The following is a 3,578-nucleotide window of genomic DNA, read 5'->3' as shown; positions in this document are numbered from 1 at the left end:
TGACCTCCGGGGACTGGCTCTTTTGCCGCCAAATTTTTGGAGCAATTGTTATTTATCAACCGGCAAAAGTGCCTGTCCCCAAGTGAGATCAATATTATATTTTATAAGTTTCGCTGTAGTGTTAAGATGCCGGCCTTAAAGGCCTGGGTTAAGCTGTTCTGAATACAGCAATTTCGTAGCCATTCAGGGGGTACTTGGTGGTGATTGCCGACAATCACGCCTTAAACCTTAACACTACAGCGACACTTTATTTTAGTTTGAAGGGGACTGGCTCCCCGCACTTATTTTAATAATCCGTAAGTCTTCCTTAGGAAAATAAGTGCCGGGTGCCTGTCCCCGGTGGCCGAGGCGATAATTTACACAAGGCGTGATCGGGGACTGTCCCCAGGCCCGGTATCCGGCACCCCCGGACACTTACGCATTTCAGTCAAAGGAGAACAGTATGATGGATATCCAAAGGGATCAAGACATAAAAAGCCTCCTGCAGAACGCGAAAACCATAGCGGTAGTCGGTGCCAAGGACAAGCCCGGACAGCCTGTAGACAACGTTGGGCGATACCTCATGAATGCCGGATACATAGTTATACCGGTGCATCCCAAACGAAGGGGGGTCTGGGGGCTCGATACCTACCCTGACCTGACCAGAGTGCCGGTGCAGGTTGACATTGTTGATCTTTTCCGCGCATCGGATTACTGCCCTGATCATGCCCTGGAAGTACTGGAAATGCAGCACCCACCCATGGCCTTCTGGATGCAGCTTGGCATATCTTCAATTCAGGCAGCTGAAATCCTTAAAGACAGACCTGTACAGGTTATACAGGACAAGTGCATCAAGGTGGAACACCAGAGGCTGCTTGGAGCATAGATGTTTTCTTGGTGCGGGCTTTAATATCGGCCTGCCCCGAAATCTCGCCCGAAACGCAAAATTGTACATAATATGCAGCAGAAATTTCATCTGTTGGTAACTTGAGAGTTCAAAGTTCCTGGTTCTTCGTTCCTGGTTGTAAGAAATAAAGTCAATAAATTTGAATAGATACCTGGTCTAGACCAAGATATATTTTGGTCTGCCAAAAAAACCAATAAAAACAAAAGATTACAAAAAAACTTTTGACTGTCCAGTTGGTAACAGTTTAGCCCTTTTTAAGGGAAGCAGGGGACAGGCACCCCTGCACTAATTTTTCTGAAGGATGACAGACATGTTTAAAAAAATAAGTGCGGGTAGAGCCAGTCCCCATACCACATGCAAATGGCTAAACTGTTTCATCTGTTGGGAGAAATGGATTGACCGATTCAAACACAGCTTTTGACTGCCGCATGTGCGGCGAATGCTGCCAGGGTGTTGGTGGAATCGTAGCCACTCTGGCTGAGCAGCAAAGAATTGCCCGATACCTGCAAATAGGCCTGGAGGAATTTCAAAAAAATTATGTTCAGCAAAAAGGATCCAAGTCATTTATTATAAACGATTCCACAGGCTGGTGCATATTTTTCCACGATGACAAAGGCTGCCTGGTGCACCCTGCCAAACCCCGCACATGCAGGGCCTGGCCTTTTTTCAGGGGCAACCTCCTGGACCGATCCAGTTTCGAGATGGCCAGGCAGTTCTGCCCCGGCATCGACCCTGATGTAAACTTTGAAGACTTTGTCTTTGAGGGCATGGAATATCTGCAGCAGCACGGCCTGAGCCTGGATCTGGAGGATGACGCCGGAAGCGCCCTGCGCACCAGTGATATACCCTCCAGGACCAAACCTTAATAAACCGACTACAGTCTAAATCTAAACAGAATCATCATCGCAAGGACATGGACAGACATGAAAGCTTAAAAATTCTGGGACTTGGTCCAGAGGCGGACCTGGAAAGCATAAAAAAGGCTTACCGGGTTCTGGCCTTTGCACTGCACCCGGATCTGAACCCGGATGACCCGGAAGCTGGGTACAAGTTTCACCAGGTTAATACTGCCTATGTCACCCTGCGCAGGGAGGCTGACCAGGGCCAGGGTAAATCGTTTTCTGAGGATCATAAGGGACGAACTTCCAGGAAGGAAGCCAGCCGGACATACCAGCGCCAGGCCAGGTCAGGCTGGGATAATGCAGGCACAAAGAATAAAAAAGCCTGGGAGAATCAATACGAAAGCAGTGCCCAACAGGCCAGAGAGGGGTTTTTCTACCGTCAGGAGGAGGTTTTAAAGGATATTTTAAACGATCCTTTTGCCAAACAGGTCTTTGAAGATATTTTCAAGAGGCTTAAAAGGGATAAAAACGAAACCAGTCCGGCTGAAATTAAAAAACGCAGGCTAAAGCTTGAATGGGGTAAAATAAACCTGGACATTGACCTGTCAGGCGGAATTCTGGCCGGCATTAAAAAATGGTTTTCCTCGCAACTGGATGACGAGCAGACGGTTCACCTTAGCCCGTTCAAGCTCAGGCCCGGGTCCAGTATCCGCATTAATGTGGCCCGCAGGTGGGCCGGACCGCCGCAGGTAATAAACGTGAACCTGCCCCAGGACTATGTGGTGGGCAGGCCGGTGCGGTTAAAGGGCATGGGCCGCAAGATAGGCCCATGGAAAGGAGATCTTTATTTAAGGCTTCTGGCGAAATGAGCCGGGATCTGCGCCTGAACAAAGCCCTGGCCAGGGCCGGGATCTGCTCCAGACGAGATGCCGACGGGCTCATTTTTTCCGGCCGGGTAAAGATAAACGATGAAGTGGTCATGAAACCGGGTACCAGGGTTGACCCAGCCAGGGACAGGCTCAGTCTGGATGGTCGACTCCTGAGCCTGGATACAGAAATAGAGCGCAGCCCTGTTTACGTCATGCTTAACAAACCGGTGCAGGTGGTGACCACCATGCAGGATCCAGGGGGAAGAACCAGCGTTACAGACCTGCTGCCGGCAGCACTGAACAAACTGCGTCTGTTTCCCGTGGGCCGACTGGACTACTTTTCCCAGGGCCTTTTAATCTTGACCAATGACGGTGACCTGGCACACAGCTTGACACATCCCTCGAAAAAGATCCCCAAGGTTTACAAGGTCAGGCTGCGAGGCGATCTGACGAGGGGTAAACTGCACTACATGCGCCGGGGTATGGTCCTTCAGGAAGGAGTCAACCTGGCCCCGGTGGAAGTAAAAATCCTGCAGAAAAAAAATGACACTGTCCTGGCAAAGATGACCCTGATACAGGGAGTCAACCGCCAGATACGGAGGATGTGCCGGGATCTGGACCTGGTGATTTTGTCTTTGGTGCGCATAAGCCAGGGGCCTCTTTCACTTGGAAAGTTGAAGTCAGGCGAATGGCGCTATCTGAAACCCCGGGAAGTAAGGATGCTGCAGAATTACACAAAAAGCAGTTTATAGATCAGGCGCTTAGCACTACAGCGACACTTTAGTTAAGCTGGAAGGGGACTGGCTCTTTTGCAGCCGGATAGTCCGGCCGTTTTACGGTTTGAGGTCGGCAAAAGTGCCGTAACCATTCAGAGGGTCATCGGTGTTGATTACTGGCACCAGGCCTGGGGACTGTCCCCGCTAAGTACTATCTGTGCAGGTACGCATAACTTCGAGTCTGTAATTTTGGTATTTGTGCGGA

General features: G+C 50.0%; 4 protein-coding genes. All 4 read left to right on the top strand.

Features of this window, described 5'->3' with window-relative positions; all coding sequences use genetic code 11:
* Positions 1 to 442 precede the first annotated feature (442 nt).
* Positions 443 to 865, top strand: a complete 423-nt coding sequence (locus QZP87_RS09535; RefSeq protein ID WP_291322689.1) for a CoA-binding protein — start codon at positions 443 to 445, stop codon at positions 863 to 865.
* A 416-nt stretch (positions 866 to 1,281) separates the two neighbouring features.
* Positions 1,282 to 1,752, top strand: a complete 471-nt coding sequence (locus QZP87_RS09530) for a YkgJ family cysteine cluster protein (RefSeq protein WP_291322688.1) — start codon at positions 1,282 to 1,284, stop codon at positions 1,750 to 1,752.
* A 47-nt stretch (positions 1,753 to 1,799) separates the two neighbouring features.
* Positions 1,800 to 2,597 carry a DnaJ domain-containing protein gene (locus QZP87_RS09525; RefSeq protein WP_291322687.1) on the top strand — a complete coding sequence of 266 codons (798 nt, stop codon included), beginning with the start codon at positions 1,800 to 1,802 and terminating at the stop codon, positions 2,595 to 2,597.
* On the top strand, positions 2,594 to 3,349 hold the full coding sequence (locus QZP87_RS09520; protein ID WP_291322686.1) for a pseudouridine synthase: 756 nt from the start codon (positions 2,594 to 2,596) through the stop codon (positions 3,347 to 3,349). The genes QZP87_RS09525 and QZP87_RS09520 overlap by 4 nt, the downstream gene beginning before the upstream one ends.
* The last annotated feature ends 229 nt before the right edge of the window (positions 3,350 to 3,578 follow it).

It is taken from the genome of Desulfonatronospira sp. (assembly GCA_003563255.1).
Lineage (GTDB): Bacteria > Desulfobacterota > Desulfovibrionia > Desulfovibrionales > Desulfonatronovibrionaceae > Desulfonatronospira.
The sequence above is the reverse complement of the archived record's forward strand: the minus strand, read 5'-3'. Positions and strand labels throughout refer to the sequence as shown.

Excerpts from the sequence above, each read along its gene's own strand:
- QZP87_RS09520 (WP_291322686.1), top strand. The coding sequence starts at position 2,594 with ATGAGCCGGGATCTGCGCCTGAACAAAGCCCTGGCCAGGGCCGGGATC.
- QZP87_RS09535 (WP_291322689.1), top strand. The coding sequence starts at position 443 with ATGATGGATATCCAAAGGGATCAAGACATAAAAAGCCTCCTGCAGAAC.
- QZP87_RS09525 (WP_291322687.1), top strand. The coding sequence starts at position 1,800 with ATGGACAGACATGAAAGCTTAAAAATTCTGGGACTTGGTCCAGAGGCG.